The sequence below is a fragment of the Blastococcus litoris genome, from assembly GCF_003075095.1.
In the GTDB taxonomy this organism is placed as follows: Bacteria; Actinomycetota; Actinomycetes; order Mycobacteriales; family Geodermatophilaceae; genus Blastococcus_B; species Blastococcus_B litoris.
Genome location: NZ_QCZF01000008.1, coordinates 25,919 through 46,541, shown reverse-complemented (window position 1 = coordinate 46,541; position 20,623 = coordinate 25,919). Strand labels below are relative to the sequence as shown.

Annotated in this window: 21 protein-coding genes; 9 read left to right on the top strand and 12 right to left on the bottom strand. The window is 75.5% G+C overall.

Features of this window, described 5'->3' with window-relative positions; genetic code table 11:
• The first annotated feature begins 183 nt into the window (after positions 1-183).
• Genes DCS98_RS16945 through DCS98_RS16930 form a run of 4 tightly spaced genes read left to right on the top strand, consistent with a single transcriptional unit; the run spans position 184 to position 4,784 of the window.
• The gene (locus DCS98_RS16945; protein WP_116452571.1) at positions 184-1,803 is read left to right on the top strand and encodes a DEAD/DEAH box helicase; all 1,620 of its coding nucleotides are present in this window, start codon (positions 184-186) and stop codon (positions 1,801-1,803) included.
• Positions 1,804-1,817: 14 nt separating this feature from the next.
• Positions 1,818-2,966 carry an outer membrane protein assembly factor BamB family protein gene (locus DCS98_RS16940; RefSeq protein WP_116452570.1) on the top strand — a complete coding sequence of 383 codons (1,149 nt, stop codon included), beginning with the start codon at positions 1,818-1,820 and terminating at the stop codon, positions 2,964-2,966.
• 43 nt (positions 2,967-3,009) lie between these two features.
• Positions 3,010-3,927, top strand: a complete 918-nt coding sequence (locus DCS98_RS16935; RefSeq protein ID WP_116452569.1) for an alpha/beta fold hydrolase — start codon at positions 3,010-3,012, stop codon at positions 3,925-3,927.
• The gene (locus tag DCS98_RS16930; RefSeq protein ID WP_116452568.1) at positions 3,924-4,784 is read left to right on the top strand and encodes an oxygenase MpaB family protein; all 861 of its coding nucleotides are present in this window, start codon (positions 3,924-3,926) and stop codon (positions 4,782-4,784) included. The genes DCS98_RS16935 and DCS98_RS16930 overlap by 4 nt, the downstream gene beginning before the upstream one ends.
• On the opposite strand, the gene DCS98_RS16925 is transcribed toward DCS98_RS16930, so the two are convergent.
• The 5 genes from DCS98_RS16925 to DCS98_RS16910 form a co-directional block, all read right to left on the bottom strand.
• Positions 4,781-5,650, bottom strand: a complete 870-nt coding sequence (locus tag DCS98_RS16925) for a RecB family exonuclease (protein WP_241038201.1) — start codon at positions 5,648-5,650, stop codon at positions 4,781-4,783. The genes DCS98_RS16930 and DCS98_RS16925 overlap by 4 nt on opposite strands.
• Before the next feature lie 37 nt (positions 5,651-5,687).
• Complete coding sequence (locus tag DCS98_RS16920) at positions 5,688-6,545, bottom strand: PHP domain-containing protein (protein WP_116452731.1); 858 nt, start codon at positions 6,543-6,545, stop codon at positions 5,688-5,690.
• Between the two features lie 22 nt (positions 6,546-6,567).
• Entirely contained in the window at positions 6,568-7,218 is a 651-nt protein-coding gene (locus DCS98_RS16915; RefSeq protein WP_116452567.1) for a PH domain-containing protein, read from the bottom strand.
• Between the two features lie 12 nt (positions 7,219-7,230).
• Positions 7,231-7,389: a hypothetical protein gene (locus DCS98_RS23100; RefSeq protein WP_164704629.1), complete on the bottom strand. Its 159-nt coding sequence runs from the start codon at positions 7,387-7,389 to the stop codon at positions 7,231-7,233.
• A gap of 164 nt (positions 7,390-7,553) precedes the next feature.
• The gene (locus tag DCS98_RS16910; protein ID WP_116452566.1) at positions 7,554-8,177 is read right to left on the bottom strand and encodes a DUF6758 family protein; all 624 of its coding nucleotides are present in this window, start codon (positions 8,175-8,177) and stop codon (positions 7,554-7,556) included.
• Between the two features lie 75 nt (positions 8,178-8,252).
• Between DCS98_RS16910 and DCS98_RS16905 the strand changes: the two genes are divergently transcribed.
• Positions 8,253-8,669 carry an NUDIX hydrolase gene (locus tag DCS98_RS16905; RefSeq protein ID WP_241038199.1) on the top strand — a complete coding sequence of 139 codons (417 nt, stop codon included), beginning with the start codon at positions 8,253-8,255 and terminating at the stop codon, positions 8,667-8,669.
• Positions 8,670-8,698: 29 nt separating this feature from the next.
• Here DCS98_RS16905 and DCS98_RS16900 read toward each other — a convergent pair whose 3' ends face one another.
• Positions 8,699-9,205, bottom strand: coding sequence for a MaoC family dehydratase (locus tag DCS98_RS16900; RefSeq protein WP_116452565.1), 507 nt, complete (start codon positions 9,203-9,205; stop codon positions 8,699-8,701).
• 229 nt (positions 9,206-9,434) lie between these two features.
• Positions 9,435-9,728: a WXG100 family type VII secretion target gene (locus DCS98_RS16895; RefSeq protein ID WP_116452729.1), complete on the bottom strand. Its 294-nt coding sequence runs from the start codon at positions 9,726-9,728 to the stop codon at positions 9,435-9,437.
• A gap of 153 nt (positions 9,729-9,881) precedes the next feature.
• Here DCS98_RS16895 and DCS98_RS16890 point away from each other — a divergent pair, with 153 nt between their 5' ends.
• Complete coding sequence (locus DCS98_RS16890) at positions 9,882-14,135, top strand: FtsK/SpoIIIE domain-containing protein (RefSeq protein ID WP_164704622.1); 4,254 nt, start codon at positions 9,882-9,884, stop codon at positions 14,133-14,135.
• Here DCS98_RS16890 and DCS98_RS16885 read toward each other — a convergent pair.
• The 4 genes from DCS98_RS16885 to DCS98_RS16870 form a co-directional block, all read right to left on the bottom strand.
• Positions 14,078-14,590 carry a DUF6912 family protein gene (locus DCS98_RS16885; RefSeq protein WP_116452563.1) on the bottom strand — a complete coding sequence of 171 codons (513 nt, stop codon included), beginning with the start codon at positions 14,588-14,590 and terminating at the stop codon, positions 14,078-14,080. The two genes, DCS98_RS16890 and DCS98_RS16885, sit on opposite strands and share 58 nt — an antisense overlap.
• Positions 14,591-14,638: 48 nt before the next feature.
• Entirely contained in the window at positions 14,639-16,018 is a 1,380-nt protein-coding gene (locus DCS98_RS16880) for a WS/DGAT/MGAT family O-acyltransferase (RefSeq protein WP_116452562.1), read from the bottom strand.
• A 62-nt stretch (positions 16,019-16,080) separates the two neighbouring features.
• Positions 16,081-17,376, bottom strand: coding sequence for a CpaE/TadZ family protein (locus DCS98_RS16875; protein ID WP_116452561.1), 1,296 nt, complete (start codon positions 17,374-17,376; stop codon positions 16,081-16,083).
• Positions 17,376-18,164 (bottom strand): SAF domain-containing protein, encoded by a 789-nt coding sequence (locus DCS98_RS16870; protein ID WP_116452560.1) that lies wholly within the window; start codon positions 18,162-18,164, stop codon positions 17,376-17,378. The genes DCS98_RS16875 and DCS98_RS16870 overlap by 1 nt, the downstream gene beginning before the upstream one ends.
• A gap of 211 nt (positions 18,165-18,375) precedes the next feature.
• Here DCS98_RS16870 and DCS98_RS16865 point away from each other — a divergent pair, with 211 nt between their 5' ends.
• Positions 18,376-18,603, top strand: coding sequence for a helix-turn-helix domain-containing protein (locus DCS98_RS16865; protein WP_116452728.1), 228 nt, complete (start codon positions 18,376-18,378; stop codon positions 18,601-18,603).
• Between the two features lie 4 nt (positions 18,604-18,607).
• Here DCS98_RS16865 and DCS98_RS16860 read toward each other — a convergent pair whose 3' ends face one another.
• Complete coding sequence (locus tag DCS98_RS16860; protein ID WP_116452559.1) at positions 18,608-19,177, bottom strand: hypothetical protein; 570 nt, start codon at positions 19,175-19,177, stop codon at positions 18,608-18,610.
• 99 nt (positions 19,178-19,276) lie between these two features.
• Here DCS98_RS16860 and DCS98_RS16855 point away from each other — a divergent pair, with 99 nt between their 5' ends.
• Positions 19,277-19,969: a LysM peptidoglycan-binding domain-containing protein gene (locus DCS98_RS16855; RefSeq protein WP_116452558.1), complete on the top strand. Its 693-nt coding sequence runs from the start codon at positions 19,277-19,279 to the stop codon at positions 19,967-19,969.
• Positions 19,970-20,018: 49 nt separating this feature from the next.
• On the top strand, positions 20,019-20,576 hold the full coding sequence (locus DCS98_RS16850) for an Rv3235 family protein (protein ID WP_116452557.1): 558 nt from the start codon (positions 20,019-20,021) through the stop codon (positions 20,574-20,576).
• Positions 20,577-20,623: the final 47 nt, after the last annotated feature.

The window sequence follows — 20,623 nt, the reverse complement described above, 5'->3', positions numbered from 1 at the left end:
GCCCGGTTCTGCTGGCTGCGTTGGCGCTGGAACCGATCCCGCGACCACCACCGGGACGGGACCGCTGCGACGAGCGCCGCGGACCTCTCCCCCAGCAGACCAGAGGCGAGAGCACTGACCTCCACCGAGAACACCCCCACGCCCGAATCCACCGAGGCCACCCCCGAGGCCACCCCCGAGGCCGTGGCCCTCGAGCACGCCGAGACCGGTGCGCCGGCTCCCGAGGAGCTCGAGCAGCAGGTCGAGGAGCTCGGCGGCGCGCCGGTCGCCAGCGACAGCCCGCTGTTCAGCGACTTCGACGTGCACCCCGACATCGTGGCCGCGCTGGCCGAGGCCGGGATCACCCGCACCTTCGCCATCCAGGAGCTCACGCTGCCCCTGGCGCTGGCCGGCAACGACCTGATCGGCCAGGCGCGCACCGGCACCGGCAAGACCCTGGGCTTCGGCGTCCCGCTGCTGACCCGTGTGACCCCGCCGAGCGAGGGCGCCGACGGCGTCCCGCAGGCGCTGGTCGTCGTCCCCACCCGGGAGCTGTGCGTCCAGGTCGCCCGCGACCTCGGGACGGCGGGCGCCAAGCGCGGCATCCGCGTGCAGGCGATCTACGGCGGTCGCGCGTTCGAGCCGCAGGTCTCCGCCCTGCAGGCCGGCGTCGAGGTCGTCGTCGGCACGCCCGGCCGGCTGCTCGACCTGGCCCAGCAGGGCCACCTGATCCTCGGCAAGGTCTCGGGGCTGGTCCTCGACGAGGCCGACGAGATGCTCGACCTGGGCTTCCTGCCCGACATCGAGCGGATCCTGGCCATGGTCCCGGACAAGCGCCAGACGATGCTGTTCTCGGCCACCATGCCGGGCCCGATCGTCACCCTGTCCCGGTCGTTCATGACCCAGCCGACCCACATCCGCGCCCACGGCAACGACGAGGGCTCGACGGTCCCGCAGACCACCCAGTTCATCTACCGGGCGCACAACCTGGACAAGCCGGAGCTGCTGGCCCGCGTGCTGCAGTCCCGCGACCGCGGCCTGGTGATGGTCTTCTGCCGCACCAAGCGGACCGCGCAGAAGGTCGCCGACGAGCTGGTCGAGCGCGGCTTCGCCGCCGCCGCCGTGCACGGCGACCTCGGCCAGGGCGCCCGCGAGCAGGCGCTGCGCGCGTTCCGCAGCGGCAAGGTCGACGTCCTCGTCGCCACCGACGTCGCCGCCCGCGGCATCGACGTCACCGGTGTCAGCCACGTCGTGAACTACCAGTGCCCCGAGGACGAGAAGACCTACGTGCACCGGATCGGCCGCACCGGCCGCGCCGGCTCCACGGGTGTCGCCGTCACGCTGGTCGACTGGGACGACATCCCCCGCTGGCAGCTGATCAACAAGGCGCTGGACCTCGACTTCGCCGACCCGCCGGAGACGTACTCGACGTCGCCGTGGGTCTACACCGACCTCGACGTGCCGACGACGGCCACCGGCCGCCTGCCCCGCTCGCAGCGCACCCGCGAGGGTCTGGACGCCGAGACCCTCGAGGACCTCGGCGAGACCGGCAAGCGCAACCGGCCGGCGTCCTCCGGTGGTCGCGGCGACTCGCGCGGTCCGTCGGGCGGCCGCAGCGGTGACGCCGAGCAGGGCGCCGGCGGCGGCAAGAGCCGTCCGCGTCGCCGCACGCGCGGTGGTGGCTCCGGTACCGCTCAGGGGGAGTCCGCCCCGACCACGGGCACCGAGTCCGCCCCGTCCGAGGGCACGAGCACCCGGCCTCGCCGCCGTCGCCGCCGTGGTGGCGCCAACCGCGGCGGTGGCGGCTCCGAGTCCGCCGCCTGATCCACCCGGTCGCCGTGTCCGCACTCCGCCTCCCGCCGCTGCGGGTCTGGGTGTGGACCGCGGCCGGCCTGGCGCTGCTGCTCGTCGCGACCCTGCTCTGGCGGGGCTCCGACGCGGCCGCCACGGAGAGCACCACCGCCTCACCGGCCGACGTCCCCACCGGGACGCCGGCCGGTGCCGTCTCGCAGGCGTGGTCGGCCGACGGCGGTCCGCTGCCCGAGGTGGTGCTGGCCGAGGGCCGGGTGATCGTCGGCTCCGAGCACGGGGTGCGCGCGCTCGACCCGGTCACCGGAGAGGAGGCCTGGCACTACACCCGCTCGAACGCCCGCATGTGCGGCGTGACGGCCACCGACGGGGTCGTGGTCGCCGTGTTCGCCACGGCGGACCGGTGCGACGAGGCTGTCGCGCTCCACGCCTCGACCGGGGTGCGCGCCTGGACCCGGAGCCTGAGCCTCGCCGGCGACGCCGTCCTGGACTCGACCCGGTCGATCGTGCTGGCCAGCAACCCGACCGGCGTGCTGACGCTGGACCCGCGCGGCAACAACGTCCGCTGGCGGTACGCCGCTCCGGAGAGCTGCCGGCTGGTGGGCGCGGACGTCGGCAGCACCGGCGTCGTCGTCCTGCAGCGCTGCTCCGACAGGGATCAGGTGCAGGTGCGCCTGCTCGACGGCTTCGCCGGCTCGCCGAACTGGAGCCGCGACCTGCCGGTGGCCGCGGGTGACGTCGTGCGCCTGCTCGGGGCCGATGGCGTGGTGACGGTGCTCGTCGGCGACGAGGTGCAGACGCTCGCCGGCCCCGACGGCACGGAGCTGGCGCGGCTGCCGGTGCCGGCCGACGTGACCGACGTCCAGCAGTCGACCGTCGGCACGGTCTCGCTGGTGCGGATCGGCGGCACCGTGACGGCGCTGGACACCGCGTCCGGGGAGCGGTCGTGGGAGGCCCCGGCGACCGGGCTGCCGGTGGCCGCGGCACCGCCCAAGGACCCGGCGCGGCCGCCCGCGCTGGTGCTGCCCGATGCCGACGGCTTCTCCTTCCGGGACCCCGCCACGGGCGCTGAGTCGGCGCGCTCCGCCGTCGGCGGACTGCCCGGCGGCGGCACAGCGTCGGCGATCGGCCCCGTCGTCCTGCTGCGGCTCGACGACCAGGTGCTCGGCTACCGCTGACCCGCCGCTGCACGGCGCGCTGGGGCGAGGTTCACTGGGGACCATGGTCATGCCCGGCGGCCCCGACGACATCGTGTCCCTCGCCATCGCCCCCGACGACCTGCGGCAGCTCGCCGACCACGACGCGGCGCACCGCACCTTCTCCGGGGGCGCCGGCCCGCTGGCCGCGCTGGACACCGGCGGCGAGGCGGTGCGCGGCACGACCCTGCTGGTCGCGGGCTACACCGGCAGCAAGGAGGACTTCGCTCCCCTGCTGCGGCCGCTCTGCGAGGCGGGGTACCGGGTGGTCGCGATCGACCAGCGCGGGCAGTACGAGTCGCCGGGCCCCGACGACCCGTCCGCCTACTCGGTCGAGGAGCTGGGTCGCGACGTCGTCGCCGTCGCGCGGGTCCTGCGCGAGGAGTCGGGCGAGCCCCTGCACCTGCTGGGCCACAGCTTCGGCGGCCTGGTCACGCGCGCCGCGGTGCTCGCCGAGCCGGGCCTGTTCACCTCCTTCACGCTGCTCGGCTCGGGCCCCGGGCAGCTGCGCGGGCGGCGGGCGGAGCTGCTCGACCACCTCGGGCCGCTGCTCGAGGCCGGCGGGGTGAAGCTCGTCCACGAGACGCTCGAGCAGGTCGCGATGACCGACCCCAAGGCGCAGGCCGTGCCCGCCGCGACCCGCGAGTTCTACTCCCGCCGGTTCCTGCGCAACTCCGAGGCGGGGCTGCGCGGGATGGCCGACGCGATGCTGAACGAGCCCGACCGGGTCGCGGAGCTGGCGGGCGTTGGGCTGCCGCTGCTGGTGGCGCACGGCGAGGCCGACGACGCGTGGCTGCCGCACGTGCAGGCGGACATGGCGCAGCGCCTCGGCGCCCGCCACGAGGTCATCCTGAACTCGATCCACTCCCCCGCGGTGGAGAACCCCGCGCGCACGCTCGAGGTGCTGCTCGACTTCTGGGCCGACGCCTCGGCGGCGTCGTGACGCCGCTGCCGTCCGGCTGGACCCCGGAGGAGGACCGGCTCGGCTTCTTCGGGCCGGAGAGCGTGAGCTGGCGGGTGCACTCCGACCCTTCGTTCTCCGTCGGCGGGCTGCGCGCGCTGCTGCTGCAGGCGCTGCACCCGGTGGCGATGGACGGCGTCGCGCGGTTCTCCGGCGGGTTCCGCGACGAGCCGTGGCCGCGGCTGATCCGGACCGCCACCTACGTCGACACCCTCACCTTCGGCACCCGCACCGAGGCGGTACGTGCGGTGGCGCGGGTGCGCGGCATCCACCGCCGCCTCGGCGCCACGGAGGAGACGACGGGGCGCACGTACCGCGTCGACGACCCCGACCTGCTGCTGTGGGTGCACTGCTGCGAGGTGGACTCGCTGCTGCACGTGGCGCGCCGGGCCGGGGTGCCGCTGACCGACGAGGACGCCGACCGGTACGTGGCCGAGCAGGTGACGGCGGCGGAGCTGATCGGGATCGCGCGGGAGGACGCGCCGGACTCCGTGACCGCGCTCGCGGAGTACTTCGAGGCGGTCCGGCCGCAGCTGGCGGTGACCGCCGCCGCCCGGGACGCCTACCGCCTGGTCACGGTGCCGCCGATGCCCACCTGGGTGCGCTACCTGACGCCGGCCCAAGGCGCCTGGGGCGGGCTGGCCGCGCTGGCGGTGGCGCTGCTGCCGCAGTGGGCCCGCCGGATGTACTCGCTGCCCGGCCTGGGGCTCACCGACGCGGCGGCGACCGGCGCATTGAAGGCGTTCCGGCAGACCCTGCTCCGGCTCCCCCAGCGGGCGCAGCGGTCCCCGATCGTCTGGGCCGGCTGGGACCGCGTGGCCGACGAGCCGGCCGCCTAGGAAGCGGCCGCCGGGTCCTCCTCCGGCAGGAAGCTCCACGTCTCCCGGGCGGGGACGGCGGCCTGGCCGGCCGGGCAGCTGGACCGGAAGTCGCACCAGCCGCACTGCTGGCCGGGGACGGCGGGGAACGCCGCGTCCGGGTCCTCCCCCGCGGTCATGCGCTCGGTGGCCGCGGTGATGTCGACGGCGATGTCCTCGGCCCGCCGGACGTGGTTGGCCAGCGACCGATCGGTGTGCTCGAACGCCGCCACCGTGCCGCTGGGGACGTGGTGCAGCTCGACCCGGCTGCAGGGACGGCGCAGCGTGCGGCGGACGGCCAGCACGTAGAGCGCCAGCGCCTGCGACCCGCGCGCCTCGTCGTCGGTGCAGGGCACCCGGCCGGTCTTGTAGTCGACGACGACGAGCTCCTCGCCGCGCTCGTCGATCCGGTCGACCCGGCCCGACAGCGTCATGCGCTCGGTCATGGTGCTGACGGTGCGCTCGCGGGCCCGCGGTTCCTCGGTGGGGTCGAGCTCGGCGACGTAGTCGGTGAGCCAGCCCGCGGCCCGCGCGCGCCAGCGGTCGGACTGCTCGTCGTCCCGGAAGCCGGCCGGGGACCAGGCCGCGTACAGCAGCTGCCGCGCGGCCCCTGGGGTGCGGCGCTCGACCGGGAGGTCCCACCACGAGGACAGCACCTGGTGCAGCGCCGTCCCGACCGTGTGGTGGGCGAAGCGCGGGCCTCGCGGCGGGCTGGGCCGGTCGATGTTGGCGTAGCGGTAGCGGCGGGGGCAGTCGGAGAAGTCGGCCAGCGACCGGGGCGAGGCGCGCAGCAGCCGCTTCGGCATGCCGGGCAGCACCGCCTGCCCGCCGTCGGTCGGGTTGCGCATGGGCGCCACGGTAGCCGCGGGGTCCGACGTTCCCGGGTCAGTCGCCGAACGGCGCGCTGCCGGTCCCGGCGGCCAGCAGCGCCTCGAGCTGGTGGGGGTCGGTGGTGCAGGCGCCGATCGGGGTGACCTTGTTGGTGCCGTGGTAGTCGCTGGACCCGGTGGTGATGAGTCCGAGGTCCGCGGCCAGCCCCCGGAGGTGCGCGCGCTCCTCCTCGGAGTGGTCGGGGTGGTCGACCTCCAGACCGAGCAGGCCGGCCTCGGCCATCGCGGCGATCGCGGCGTCACCGACGACCCGGCCCCGCTTGGTGGCCAGGCCGTGCGCGAACACCGGCACCCCGCCCGCGGCCCGGACCAGGGCGATGCCCTCGCGCACGTCGGTGTCGGCCTTGGCCACGTAGTAGGGGCTGCGGTGGTGCAGCAGGGTGGCGAAGGCGTGGTCCACGGAGTCGGCGGCCCCGGCGTCGACCAGCGCGCGGGCGATGTGCGGCCGGCCGACGACGCCGCCCTCGGACCTCTCGACGATCCGGTCCCACGAGATGCCGTAGCCGGCTGCCGCGAGGGCGGTCACGATGCGCTCGCCGCGCTCGAGCCGCTCGTCGCGCAGCCGCGCCCGCTCGGCGGCGAACCCGGGGTGGGTGGGCTCGAAGAGGTAGGCGAGCAGGTGGACGCTGATGGGTGGCTGGTCGTCGGGGAACCACCGGCAGGACAGCTCCATGCCGGGGACGACGGTGAGCCCGGACGGGCGCGCGGCCTCGGCGAGCGACCAGCCCGCGGTCGTGTCGTGGTCGGTGAGGGCGACGACGTCGAGACCGGCGGCGCGGGCTGTGACGAGCAGCTCCGCGACGGTGTCGGTGCCGTCGGACACCGAGGAGTGGGTGTGCAGGTCGATCCGCATCACGGCCCAGCCTGCCGCACGCTCACGTGACGCGCGGGATGGGCTCGGTGTCCTGCCGCCCGCCCTGGGCCGGTGGCGGGGCCTGCGGCGGCTCGGGGTTGCCCTCGTCGTCGCCCATCGAGGCGGCGCCGCCTCCCCCGCCGCCACCGCTGCCCCAGTCGCTGCTGAACAGCAGCGCGCTGACCCGGCGGTAGAGGACGTCGGCGCCCGGCAGGAAGGTGATCTCCGAGAGCGCCTGCTGCTGCCCGGCGGACTCGAACCGGAAGGTGCCGTAGCCGAGCACCTGCCCGAGCAGGGTCTCCTTCCACGTCAGGTCGGTGATGCGGCGCAGCGGCAGCAGCGTCACCGTGCGGACGATCACGCCCGAGGTCAGCAGGACGCGACGGGTGCTGACGATGAAGTGCCGCATCCACCACTCGCCCACGCGCAGCCCGTAGTAGACGAGCGCCGCGACGATCACGAGCAGCCCGGCGGAGCTGGTCACCCGGTTCTCCGGGTCGAAGAGCAGCAGCCAGGCACCGGCGACGAAGACGGGGAGGAATTTGACGGTCGGCTCGATCAGCACGGCCCAGTGCCGGCGGGTGGCGACCACCGCCGTCTCGTCGGGCAGGAGGTACTTCTCGACGTCCTTGCTCGCCCGGGGAGGGAGGTCCAGGGGCGTGGGTCCGCTCACGCCGTCAGCGGGTCAGACCAGGGACCCGACGAACTGGGCCAGGGACGACGCCGCGTCGCCCAGCGCCTGACCGGCGTTGCGCACCAGCGCGGCGGACTGCTCGGGAGCCTGGATGACGTAGAAGACGACGAATGCGACGACCAACCAGGTGACGACCTTCTTGAGGTTCACCGCCACCTCCACGGGTGCGCTCGGGCGGGCAGGGCTCGGGGACTGCGAGCCTGCGGGTACAGGGTCCACCCGACTGCGGCGGACTGCTTCGTCCCATGGGTAACAGATGCCCCACCGGTCGCACCGGCGACGCGCCGATCATGATGCGGACCGGTCGGGTCCGCTCAGCGTCCGGGCAGCAGGTGCTCGCTCGGCGGTCCGAGCGGGAGGTCGGGGTAGATGCGGTCGCGCAGGTCGATGAGCTCGAGCTGCTCGGCCAGCAGCCAGGCGGCGTTCATCGGCCACATGACCAGCCAGAGCCACACGCCGTAGGCCTCGCCCACGAACGCGGCCCGGTCGTCGGTGGTCGGCACCGCCCACAGCGGGGCGTGCTGGCCGTGCGCCTTCACGTCCACCGACGAGGGCCCCTCGATGACGTCGCCGGGGTCCAACCCGGGCAGCCCGGCGTACCCGCAACCCACGCCGGTGCCGGGCTCCTCGGCGACCAGGACGAGCTCGGCCGATCCGCCGAGCGGGGCCGGCCCGGCGCAGTCCACGACGATGGCCCGGGCGCCCGGTTCCCCGCCCCACGCCAACCCGGTGACCGACCAGCCGGCGGGCATCGGGTCGGGGACCCAGGCGGGCACGCGCGCGTCGGCGGTGACGGCGGAGATCGCGTCGTGGGCCACCAGGACCGTGTGGTGCAGCGGGGTGACCGCGCCGTGGGTGTGGCACCACGCCTGCGCCGTCGAGCCCGGCCGGACGACCAGCGCCTCGCCGCATCGGGGGCAGACCGGCGTGACGCTCATCGCGCATCACGGTCGCGGGAGCGCCGCCGCTCGTCAAGCCGTGCCGTCGGCGGACCGCTGCGTAGCGTGCGGGGCGTGGGAACGGAGCAGCTGCCGGTCGTGGCGTGCGTCGGCGCGGTCGTGGTGGACGACGCCGGCCGGCTGCTGTTGATCCGGCGCGGCCACGACCCGCATGCGGGCCTGTGGTCGTTGCCCGGCGGCCGGGTCGAGGACGGCGAGACCCTCGAGCAGGCGGTCCGCCGCGAGGTCCTCGAGGAGACCGGCTGCTCGGTGCGGGTGGGCCCCGTCGTCGGCAGCGTGCGCATTCCCGCGGGCGCCGTCCTGTACGACGTGACCGATTTCGCGTGCACCCTCCACCCGGCCGCGCAGGAGCCGCGGGCCGGCGACGACGCGGCCGACGTCGTGCTCGCCGACCCCGCCGCCCTCGACGCGTTGCCGTGCACCCCGCGGCTGGTCGAGACCCTCCGCGGGTGGGGCGTGCTGCCGGGCTGACGCCCTCGCGACCTCACGGCGACCGCCGGTCAGCGCGGGGTGGGCTCCGGACGACCGGGCTGCTCCCCGCCACGGGCCTCGCCGTAGGACTGCTTGGGCACCATCACCTTGCGGCGGAAGATGCACACCACCGTGCCGTCCTGCTTGTAGCCGATGGTCTCGACGTAGACCACGCCGCGGTCGTCCTTCGACTTGGACGGCGTCTTGTCGAGCACGGTCGTCTCGCCGTAGATCGTGTCGCCGTGGAACGTCGGGGCGACGTGCCGCAGCGACTCGATCTCCAGGTTGGCGATGGCCTTGCCGGAGACGTCCGGGACGCTCATGCCCAGCAGCAGCGAGTAGATGTAGTTGCCGACGACGACGTTCTTGCCGAAGTCGGTGGTCTTCTCCGCGTAGTTCACGTCCAGGTGCAGCGGGTGGTGATTCATGGTGAGCAGGCAGAACAGGTGGTCGTCGTACTCGGTGACGGTCTTGCCGGGCCAGTGCTTGTAGACGGCCCCGACCTCGAACTCCTCGTAGTACCGACCGAACTGCATGTGCTGGCTCCCGACCTCACGACGACGGCGGCGCACCGGGCGCCGGAGCGGCAGGCCCGCGCGCACGCGCAGCGGGCCGGCTGCCCATCGCGAAGCACCGGTGACCCGCCTGGACGGGTGGTGATCTTACGGACGTCACCCGGCGTCGCCTCCTGGACCACCGGGACGCGGGGCGGCGGCGCCATGACCGTTCGCCCGCCGGACCGGGGGCCGCTGCCCCGCGCGCCGGTCAGAGCATCGCGCCGATCCGGGCGGCCATGTCGGCCTCGTGCTGCTGGTACGACGACGCGACGCTGGTGAGCAACGACCCCATACCGGTCAGCGCGTCGCTGACGCCCTGAGCGGACATCCGCCACTGCTCGTAGAGCTCGCTGAACTGCACGGCCGCCTGGCTGTCGGTCCAGCCGTCGAGCACGGAGGTGTTGATGCTGCTGGACAGGGTGGCGTGCCGGCCGGCGGTGTCGGCGGCCTCGGCCCGGCACTGCCCGGCCATGTGCTGCAGGGTGGCGATGTCGACCTTCACGGTTCCTCCTCGGGGGTTCCGGGTCCGTCCCGGTGGCGGCGAACGCTAGGACGTGACTCACTCCGGCTGCTCCGGCTGTCCACAAGCGGTGCGCTGTCCACAGATCCGCCCGGGCCACCCCGCCGCGCGGCGGCGCGGGACACGATCGCGACCGTGATCCCCGCCCCGGCCGACCTGCCGTCCCGTCCACCGGCCGCCCGCTGCTGGACGTTGACCGGAGACTTCGGGGCGGTCGACGTCGAGGTGGTGGCGTCCGCCGACGCACCCCTGTCCGAGGTGCTGACGGTGGTCGCGGAACTCCTCGGCCGACCCGTCGAGGGTCTGTGGGCCGGGTCGACCCGGTTGGCCGACGACACACCGCTCACCGCAGCCGTTCTCGACCACGGCGCGGTCCTCGGGGTGGGCAGGCCGGGACGACGCATCCGCGAGGGGCGCCCCGTCAGTGCCCTCGAGCTGCACGTCGTCGGCGGCCCCGACGCCGGCCGGACGATCCCGCTCGGTCAGGGCGAGCACGTCGTGGGCCGCAGCGGAGACGCGACGATCCGGCTCGCCGACCCGGACGTGTCCCGCCGGCACGTGGTCGTCCACGTGGGCGGGGGCACCGTCCGGCTGGCCGATCTGGGGTCGAGCAACGGCTCCCTGCTCGACGACCACGAGCTCGCGCGGGAACCCTGCGAGTGGCCTACGGGTGCCGTACTCCGCCTGGGGGCGAGCGCCCTTCGCCTCACGGGGACGGTGGAGCCGTCCGTGCCCCTGGACGCCGGAGCCGGTGGGCGCCGTCGGGTGCGTCCACTCCCCCGGCTGTCGGCTCCGGCGCCGGAGGTCGAGGTCCGCTTCCCGCGCCCTCCGGCGCCGGCACCCCGGCGTCGGCTCGCGCTGATAGCGATCGCCGTCCCCGCCATCGCCGGTGTGGCGATGGCGTGGCTGCTGCACACCCCGACGTTCCTGTTCTTCGCTCTGCTGAGCCCGGTCGTGGCGCTGGGCACCTGGCTCTCCGAGCGCTGGAACGGACGTCGCAGCGGTCGGCGGGAGGCGGCCGCGCACGCGGTCGAGCTGCACGCAGCCGAGCGCCGGCTCGCCGACGCCGTCCGCATGGACGTTCGGACCGCCGAGGCGGCGCACCCCGACCTCGCGACGGTCGCCGGCGCTGTCCGTCGCCGCACCTCCCTGCTGTGGAGCAGGTCGCGGTCCGACGACCAGGCGCTCGTCGTCCGCATCGGCAGCGGCCCCGGCCCCACGCGAGTCAGCCGCATCGACGGGGAGGGGGCTCGTGAACGTGCCACGGCGCCGCACGTCCCGGTCCTCGTCGAGCTCCGCGGGACGGGTGGGCTCGGTGTCGTCGGACCTCGCGAGCGGGCGACCGGCGTGCTCCGCTCGATCCTCGCCCAGCTCTGCTCGCTGCACGCGCCGGGCGAGGTCGACCTCCTGCTCCTGTCGTCGGCGGATCGGCTCCGCGACTGGACGTGGGTCCGCTGGCTGCCACACCTGGATCCGGCCGGCGTCCTCGTGCTGCCCGACCCGGAGGACCAGCTGCACCCCGGTGGGGGCGACGACGTCCACCGGCGCCTCGCGTCCATCACCGCGGCACGGCGGGCCGTGGCCGGCGGTCCTCCCGAGCAGCTCGGCTGGCTGGTGGTGGTCGTCGACGGGCCGCTCGAACCGCGGAGCGCGGCCGCGCTCCGCGGCGCACGCGACCTCGGTGTCGTCACCGTGGCCCTCCCCGACGGCGCCGACGACATCGCGGTCGAGGTGGACGCGCTGCTGCGCCTGACCGGGGAGACCGGCGACGCCGCCGTGCTGAGCCGTCAGGGCGTCCCCGACCGGGAGCCGGTGGTGGTGGACCGCCTGGCACTGCCCGTGGCCGCCGAGATCGCCCGGGACCTCGGCGCTCTGGAGCCGGGGACATCGCACGCCACCCTGCCGCGCGAGGTCCGTCTGCTCGACCTGGTCGACGGAGACGGGGGCAGCACGCCGGGTCCCTGGCCGAGGGACCGGGACCGGCTCCTCGCCCCCCTGGGACGCACCGCTCACAGCCCGCTCGTCGTGGACCTGTGCCGGCAGGGGCCGCACGCCCTCGTCGCCGGCACGACCGGCTCCGGGAAGTCGGAGCTCCTGCAGACCCTCATCGCGGGCCTGGCCGTGAACCACGCGCCCGACCGCTGCTCCTTCCTGCTCGTGGACTACAAGGGCGGCGCCGCCTTCGCCGAGGCCGCCGCGCTGCCCCACACCGTCGGGCTCCTGACCGACCTGGACGGCCAGACGACCGCGCGGGCGCTGCGCTCCCTCGCCGCCGAGCTGACCCGACGGGAGCAGGTCCTGGCCGACCACGGCGTGGCCGACATCGCCGCCCTCCCTCCCGACGCCGACCTCGCCCGCCTCGTCATCGTCGTCGACGAGTTCGCAGGACTGTCCGACGAGCTGCCGGAGTTCGTGCCGGGGCTCATCGCGATCGCCCAGCGCGGGCGATCGCTGGGCGTGCACCTCGTGCTCGCCACCCAGCGGCCCAGCGGTGTGGTCTCACCGGAGATCCGGGCCAACTGCAGCCTGCGCATCTGCCTGCGCACCACCGACGAGGCGGAGTCGCGCGACGTCCTCGGGACGCCGCAGGCTGCCCACCTCCCGCTGGACCGGCCAGGCCGCGCCTGGCTCCGCTCGGGGAGCGCCGCCCCGACCTTGCTCCAGGTGGCACGGGTGGCCGCCCCCGCGCCTGTTCCGACCGCGACGCGGCCGACCGTCCGGCCCTGGACCTGGCCCGTGACCGTGGTATCCCCGCCGGCACCGCGGCCGCGGGACGGGGACAGCGACCTCGCCCGGCTGTGCACCGCGCTCGTCCACCGCTTCCGGACGAGCGGCGCACGGGCACCGCACCGTCCCTGGTGCCCGCCGTTGCCCGACCGCCTCGCCCCCGACGCCCTGGACGAACACGTCCGCAGGTCCGCCCCCGGCAGGGCTCTGCTGCCGCTCGGTCTCGTCGACGACCCGGAGCGCCAGACGCAGCACCTCCTCCAGCTGGACCTCGATCAGGGCGGGACGTGGCTTGCCGTCGGCGGCCCACGGAGCGGGCGATCCACCCTGCTCCGGGCCGTCCTGGCCGAGGCGGTCAGCCGGTTCGGCCCCGACGAGCTGCACGTGCACGTCCTCGAAGCCGGCGCCGGCACAGTGGCCGCTGAAGCCGGCCGGCTGCCGCACGGCGGCACGGTGATCGGCGGTGAGGACGCGCTCCGGACGGTGCGGCTGGTCGACCGGCTCGCCCAGGAGGTGGCCGACCGGCGGTCGGCCACCTCGTCGGGTGGACGTCCGACCATCCTGCTGCTCGTCGACGGGGTCGAGGCCATCAGCACCCTGCTCGACGAGAACGATCCCGGGCGCGGCTCGGGCAACCTGCTGCGGGTCATGCGCGACGGCGCCGCCGTCGGCGTCACGTGCGTGGCCACGGCGGAACGGGCGATCCCGGGCGGGCGGCTGGCGGCGGTGGCCCGGCAGCGCCTCGTCCTGCCGCTGCCCGACCGTGCCGACTACGCGGTGGCCGGGATCAGCGCCAGGAGCGTTCCCGCCCACCGGCCGCCCGGCCGGGCGCTCGTGGGCGAGGAGGCTCGGGAGTGCCAGCTCGCCCTCCCCCGCCCGGTCGCGCCGGCCCTGCCCAGCGGGACGACTCCTGCCCTGCCGCTGCGCATCGCGGTGCTCCCCGCCGATGCCCTGCTCCCGCTGCCCGAGCCGGCACTCAGGAGCTCCGGCACGCTGCCGCTCGTCGTCGGCCCCGGGGGTGACGAGGGTGGGCCGATGACGGTGGACCTGCTGCGCACCGGCGGGCTGCTGGTGAGCGGTCCGCCGGGCAGCGGGCGCTCCTCGGCGCTGACCGCGTTCGCCCAGCACGTGCACGCGATGGGTGCGGCGGTCCTCGTCGTCGGCCGGCCGCCGTGGGCGGACACGGGGCCGCCGCTTTCGGGGGCGCGCGTCGTCGACCGAGCCGACGAGTCCGCGGCCGCCGCGTGGATCGACGCGCTGGAGGGACGCCCGGGCGTGGTCGTCGCCGACGACCTGGGCAACCCGGCGGACGCGCCCGCCCTGACCTGCATCCCGGTCGGCAGCAGCTCCCGCGTGGCGCTGCTCGCCGCGGCGCACGCCGGCCAGTTGTCGACGCACTACCAGGGGCCGGTCGCCGCGCTCCGGCGCAACCGGACGGGCGTGCTGCTCTGCCCCGGTCCCGGCGACGCCGATCTGCTGGGGGTCCGGCTGCCGCGCACGCCAGTCCCCCAGCGGCCCGGTAGCGGCTGGCTGGTCGCGGGCGGGACCCTGCAGCGGGTCCAGGTGGCCCGCCGGGAGGCGTCGGCCGGCGCCCCGGAGCAGGCTCAGAGCAGCTCGAGCGCCGAGCCCATCTCCTGGCTGGCGTACCAGGCGAGCTCGTGACCCTCCACCTGGTCGACCACGAACTGCGCGTCCTCGCTGCCGAGGTCGGCCTCGAGCACGACGTTCACGGCCGCGCGGACGTCGTCCTCGGCGTCGGTGCCGTCGATGTGGGCGCTGGCGACGTCGCGGACGCGGATGTCGGCCTCGACGCGGACCGCGCCCCGGTCGGTGTCCGGGTCGTCGATCGGCCGGACCGAGTCGTCGGCCACGTCAGCAGCGACGACGACCCTCCGGCGAGCGGCCGTCGGGTCCACGTCGATCAGCCGCAGGCTGGCCCTGGCCGCACCGAGCAGCGCGGCGTACTCGAGCTCCTCGAGGTCGGCCTCGGCGTCGCTGAGCTCGTAGAACTCGCGCAGCTGCGGCGTGACCGCGAAGGCCGTGTGCGGTCCGGGCAGGGTGCCCTCGTCGACCAGGGTCCTCAGGACCGTGGTGGTGGCAGGCAGGTACACGCGCACCCGGGTCGCTCCCTTCGTCGAAAGCGCGACGGTATCCCGGCGGCCCGATCAGCCCGCGGTCTCCACCAGCTCGCCGACCTCCTGCTCCACCAGATCGGCCAGGACGTCGACGTCCCCCACACCGTCGCGATCGGCGTTGAAGCCGAAGTACACCCGGCCGTCGTAGCTGGTCATCCCGATGGACAGGCCCTGCCCACGTGCCAGCGGGACGACCGGGAAGACCTCCAGCATCCGGCTGCCCGAGGCGTAGAGCGGCAGCTGCGGACCCGGCACGTTCGTCACCACCAGGTTGAACAGCCGGCGCGAGAGACCGCGGGCCGCTCGGGCGCCCAGCGCGTGCAGCGTCGACGGGGCGAATCCGGTCAACGCGATCAGGCTGTCTGCGCCGACGGACTGGCCGTGCAGCGCGATCCCCCGCATGGCGTAGCTGAGCCGCGTCAGCCGCACCCGCGGGTTCGGCTCGCCCACCGGCAGGTCCACCAGGTACGACGAGACCCGGTTCCCGGGCGACGCGTCCTCGTCCTGCATCGACACCGGGACCAGCGCCCGGACCGAGGTGCCGGCCACGACCGGCTCGCCCCGCGAGAGCAGCCACTCGCGCAGCGCGCCGGTCACCACGGTCAGCAGCACGTCGTTGACCGTGCCGCCGTGGGCCTTGCGGATCTTCTTCAGGTCGTCGAGCTCGGCGCGCGCCACCGCGACCCGTCGCTGACGGCCCACCGAGGCGTTGAGGGGGCTGTTCGGCGCCGGCATGACCGCCTTGCGCGCGGTCCGCAGCAACCCGCCGGCGACCCCGGTGAGCCGTGCAGCCGTCGAGCGGACGTCGGTGACCGCCCCGCGCACGGTGTCCACCACCGCCGAGGGCCGCCGCACGTACTCGTCCAGCGCCTGCCAGACCAGCGCCGCGCCGTTGGGCGGCCGCTGCGGGCGCCACTCCTCCGCGTGCGGCGCCGGGGCGTCCGGATCGACGTCCAGGAGCACCTGCCCGATGTCCAGCGCGCTGAGCCCGTCGACGAGCGCCGGGTGGGTCTTGGTCACGACGGCGACCCGGTTGTCCGACAAGCCGTCGACCAGGTACGCCTCCCACAGCGGGCGACGGCGGTCGAGCGGGCGCGAGGTCAGCCGCGACACCAGGTCCAGCAGCTGCGCCTCGGTGCCCGGCCGGGGCAGCCCCGAACGGCGGACGTGGTAGTTGATGTCGAAGTCCGGGTCGTCCACCCAGACCGGGTCGGCGAGGTGCCCGGGCACCTCGGCGACCCGCTGCCGGTAGCGCGGGACGAGCGGCAACCGCGCCTCCACCAGGTCCGCGAGCGCCTCGACACCGCCCGCAGGCCGCTCGAGGATCAGCACACCGCCGACGTGCATCGGGGTGTCCGGCTCCTCCAGGTAGAGGAAGGACGCGTCCAGCCGGGTCAGCCGCTCGACCATGTGTCTCCTCGGGATCGGTGGCTCACGCTACGGCGCACCCGCGGGCCGGGACACCTCGGCCGTCATCCCGCGACAGCGCCACGGCGCAGCCCTCGGCGGCGCCCGGCCGGTAGCGGGACGTCCGCCACCGCAGCGGCCAGCGCGCGCAGCTCCGTACGCAGCGGCGATCCGCCGGCGACCTCCGCCAGCGTGCGTCCCGACGCCAGCGCGGCATCCGTGGCGCGCCGGTCCGCCGACAGGAAGAACCGGACCTCCCTGCCCGCGAAGCGCTCGAACGCCTCACCGATCTCCCGGCGCGGATCCCCTGGGACTGGCCCGCGGCGCACCTGGTTGACCACCAGGACCGGGTCGACGTCGGGCAGGACGTCCCGCAGCTCGCCGAGCGCCCGGATGCTCCGCTGCAGGGCGACCGGGTCGGCCCCGCTGACGCACAGCACGGTGTCGGCCTCCTCGAGGACGGCGAGGGTCGCCCCGTTCCGCCGCGGCGCGGCGGTGTCGAAGGAGAGTTCCTCGTCGTCCTCCAAGCTGAAGCCGCAGTCGACCACCGTGGTCCCGGCCAACCGGCGCGCCTCCTCCAGGACCGCCCCCACCGCCCGCGGCCGCAGCTCGGGCCAGCGGTCGGCGCGGGCGAGACCGGTCAACACCCGGAAGTGCGGCCGCACCGCCCAGGCGAGCCGCACCAGCCCCGCGCCGTCGAGAGTGCCCGCGGCCGCGAGGCGGGCGGCGCCGGCCAGGCCCGGCGACTCGTCGAGCAGCCCCAGCATCTGCGCGACGACCCCGCCGTAGACGTCGGCGTCGACGAGCAACGTCGACATGCCCAGGCGCGACAGCTCGTCCGCGACGCCGACGGCGACGGTGGTCCGGCCGGGCGCCCCGGTCGGGCCCCACACCGCGACGACGCGGCCGCGGCCGGCCGGGCGCTCCTCCAGCTCGTCGGGCGCGCCCAGCACCGGCAGCGCGGCCCGGGGGTCCGCGACGTCGCGGCCCGCGGCCGGGGCCCCGGCCACCGCCTCCCGCAGCGCCTGCGCGATGGCCTCCGGGTCCGCGTCGGCCGGCAGCACCTGGCGCACGCCCAGCTGCCGCAGGCGGTCGGCGGCCCGCTCGTCACCGGGCTCGACGAGGCCGACCACCGCGACACCGGCGGCCTCGAGGCGCGCGACGGCGTCCCCGTCCAGCCGCCGGAGCTCGGCCGACAGGAGGGCCGCCTGCCCGGTGCCGGTGGCCGCGACCGCCAGCAGCTCCGAGACGTCGACGCACCGGCGCACCACGGTGACCCCGTGGTCGGCGCGGTCGAGCGCACCGACCAGCTCGGACTCCCAGGCCGCCCCGGTGACCGCGGTGAAGACCTGCAGCGCCATCAGCCGGCCGGACCAACGGGCGCCGACGGGGCCGTGTCGGCGGACGGGGCGCCGGTCCCCGCGCTCGCCCGCGAGCCCACCGTCCCGGCCTCGACCTCGTCGCCGTCGACCGACCCGTGCACGACGACGACGAGCGGGCGGCCCGCGATGGCCGCGAGCACGTCCGCCGCGTCGTCGGCGGCGACGGCGACGACCACCTGCACAGCGGTCGTCGGCGTGGACAGCACGCCCTCGGAGCGTCCGGACAACGCCTGCACCGGCGCCCTCCGGACCACGAGCGTGACGCTGCCGTCGGCCACGGCGGTGGCGCCGGCAGTGGGGTCGGCCACGGCGTAGACGTCGACCAGCTGCCCCCGCCGGAGCCCGGGCGGCACGTAACCCGACTGCACCGGGAGAGCGAGCTGCACCAGCTCGTCGTCCTGCTCCAACGCCGTGCGCGGGAGGAGTTCTCCCTCGCGCACCGCCCGCGCGAGCGTGCGCCCCTCCGGCCTGGTCGAGGTGGCCAGGTAGGCGGCGGCGGTGTCGTCGAGCCGGACGTCCACGGCCACCAGGTCGTCGGCGCTCAGCTCGGTACCCGCCGCGAGGTCGCCGGTGACCGCCCACACCGGCACGGTCGCGTCGGCGGCGCCGACCACCCGCGCGCCCAGCAGGACGGACCCGAGCACCAGCAGCACCCCCAGGACGAGCCGGAGGTCCAGCCAGCGGGGTGGCCGCACCCGCCTGGGCGTCGGGCCCGGGACCGCCTCCACCGCGGACGGCGGAGCGGCCGACGGCCGGACGGCGGTCACAGCACGCTCACCTCTTCCAGCACCTTCCGGCGCACTGACGCCTGCGACAGGGCGTGTCGCTCACCGGGGTACCGGTACGACGGCGTTCGGATGCAGATGATGCGTCATGCGTGCATTGGCGCGCACTCGCCATCCACACGTTCGGGTGTGGAGAACTCCGACCTGTCCCCGGACGGGCTGACAGACTGGCCGCGACCGGATGGAGAGCCCGATGCCCACGCCCCGCTTCCTGACCCTCGACGACGTCGCGGAGATCCTCAACGTCTCCTGGTCCCAGGCCTACGCCCTGGTCCGCCGCAAGGAACTGATCGCCATCCAGATCGGTGGCCGTGGCCAGTGGCGCGTCGAGGTGGACGAGCTCGAGCGCTTCATCCAGCAGAAGTACGCCGAGGCGCGCGCCGGCACGGTCCCGGCGGAGGACGCCGCCGCCGAGTCCTAGGTCCTCAGCTCAGCGCGGGGAGCACCGTCCGCACGACCGCCACCGCGTCGATCACCACCGCCCGCACTCCCTGCACCGCCTCGTTCCGGCGGGGCGCGTCCGCCGGGTGCTCGGCCAGCTCGACGTAGTCAGCGCCGACCCGGTCGATCGTCCCGGTCACGGTCCCGCCGTCGTCCAGCACCACCTGGACCGCCGCGCGATCCCTCGCCAGTCCCCGCAGTGCCCGCCGGAGGTCCAGCCGCGCCCGCACGCCGCCGGCCGCCTCCGGGAGCGAGGTCCGCCGCCCGAGCCCTGCCACCGTGCGCACCGCCGCCACCGCGACCAGCTGGTCGCGCCCGCGGTCGTCCTCCACCAGCAGCCAGTCGGAGCCGCGGTCGACCAGGACGCCCGCCACCCGTCCCGCTCCACGGACGTCGACCGCCACCGCCGTGCCGACGGCTCCACCCAACCGCTCGGCCAGCCGTACGGCTCCCACCTCGGCTCGCGTTCGTGACGCGGACTCCGCGCGTTCGGCCGCGGCCTCCTCCGTCTCGAACTGCGACTGCAGATCGTCGAACAGCTGCTGCCAGCGCATCGGGACACCTCCGTCCCCTGACCTTAGATGCTTGTGGATCGTTGCATTTGAATGTGTTTGCTTGCTTTAGTCTCCTTCTGTCAATTAAGGAGGTGGGGCGTGTCGATCCGGCGGCTGGTGCTCACATCGGCAGGCATGGCGCTGTTCGCCGTGCTGCTCGTGGCCCTCACCCCACCGATGTCCGACCTGGCGACCACGCTGGCGGCTCCGCAACGGACCGCGGACACCGCCGGCCCCGACGCGCTGGTCCTCGCGGTGGCCGGGGTCCTCGCCTGGGTGGTCTGGTCGTGGGGGTGCCTGGGGTTGGCGCTGACCGCTGCCTCAACCCTGCCCGGGCTGCTCGGCTCCGGCGCGCGCCTCGCGACGCACGTGGTCCTGCCTGCCGGGGCACGGCGCAGCGCGGCCGTCCTCCTCGGCATCGGTCTGGGCGTCGCCGCACCCCTCGCCGCAGCCGCGACGCCCCTCCTGGCCACCCCTGCGGTCGCGGCGTCCCCCGCCGCTGTCCCCGACTGGCCGGCTGCGGAGCGCCCCGCCCCAGCACCGGCCTCGACCGGAGCCGTGGTCCCGGACTGGCCCGAGCCTGCCGCGCAGGGCGCGCACGTCGTCGTCCGGGGCGACTGCCTCTGGCACATCGCGCAGGCCCACCTGCTCGATCGGTCCCGGACGCCGCCGACAGAGCTCGACGTCGCCCGGGAGGTGCACGCCTGGTGGACCACGAACGCCGACGTCATCGGGCCCGACCCCGACCGGCTGCTTCCGGGCCAGGTGCTGCGCCCGCCGGATGCCGGATGACCAGGCCGCCCCTGCCCACCGTCCCGAACGCCGATCCGAGGAGCTCCCGATGACCGCCTCCCCCAGCACCCCCGAGGCCGTCGTGCCCGCGACCCGGCCCGCCCTCCGGCTGGTCGTCGTCCCCACCCCGCAGCCACCGCTCGAGGACGAACGCCGGCCGCTCCGGCTCGTCGTCCCCGGCGTCGCGGCGCCGCGTCCGGCGCACCGACCGGGCCCCAGGCTCCGGGAGGCCCGGAGCCTCGGACGGCCGGGCGACGACTTCGGCCCGTCGTGGTCGGTGCGCGCCGAACTCCCCGACGCCGGTGCGACGGGACGCCGCCTCATCACGTGCGCCCTCGAGGCGCTGGCCGGCCGGCGCCCGCTGTCCCAGGTCCAGGGCATGACCTCCCTGGGGGTCTACACCGCCCTCGCCCAGGGCCGGCGTCCCCGCTGGTGCGCCGAGGGCTCCGGACCGCTGCTCGTCGGCCACGTCCACGTCTGCGAGCCGGTCGACGGGGTCGCCGAGGTCAGTGCCGTGGCGCGGCGCGGTGGCCGCGCCCACGCGGTCGCCGCCCGGCTCGAGGGCATCGACGGCCGCTGGCGGTGCACCGCCCTGCAGATCGGCTAGCCCCGGGAACGACGACGCCCCCGCCGAGGATCTCGGCGGGGGCGTCG